Below are 399 nucleotides of genomic sequence, written 5' to 3'. Positions count from 1 at the left end.
CACGGGCGACGAGCAGCGGACGACCGGGACCGGCGGACGCCGCGGGAGCGGGCCGGGGAGTGCGCGCCGGGAGGGGGGCGGGATCGACGACGCGCCCCTCGCGCAGGTGCACGGCGCGGTCGCAGAGCTCGTGCGCGGCGGCGGTGTCGTGGCTGATGAACAGCAGAGCGGTCCCGGTGCCGGCCAGGCCGGATGCCAGCAGGTCGAGAACGCGCCGCCGGTTGACCGGGTCCAGGGCCGTGGTCGGCTCGTCCGCGACCAGCAGGTGCGGGCGGCAGGCCAGGGCGAGCGCCAGCTGCACGCGCTGGCGCTGCCCGCCGGACAGCTCGCCGGGGTGCCCGCCCAGGACGCGGCCGGGGTCCTCGATGCCGGTCGCCGCGAGGGCCTCCCGCAGGGCCC

The 399-nt window shown here is 79.4% G+C and carries 1 protein-coding gene; it reads right to left on the bottom strand.

All coding sequences use genetic code 11. The features are described from left to right. Nucleotides 1-399: ATP-binding cassette domain-containing protein (locus tag GTW08_RS28390; protein WP_161152773.1), on the bottom strand; the 399-nt coding region annotated here is incomplete at both ends.

Origin of the sequence: Pseudonocardia sp. SID8383, assembly GCF_009864975.1 — a bacterium.
GTDB classification, from domain to species: domain Bacteria; phylum Actinomycetota; class Actinomycetes; order Mycobacteriales; family Pseudonocardiaceae; genus Pseudonocardia; species Pseudonocardia alni.
Note: the sequence above shows the minus strand (reverse complement) of the source record. Positions and strands in the feature narration are given on the sequence as shown.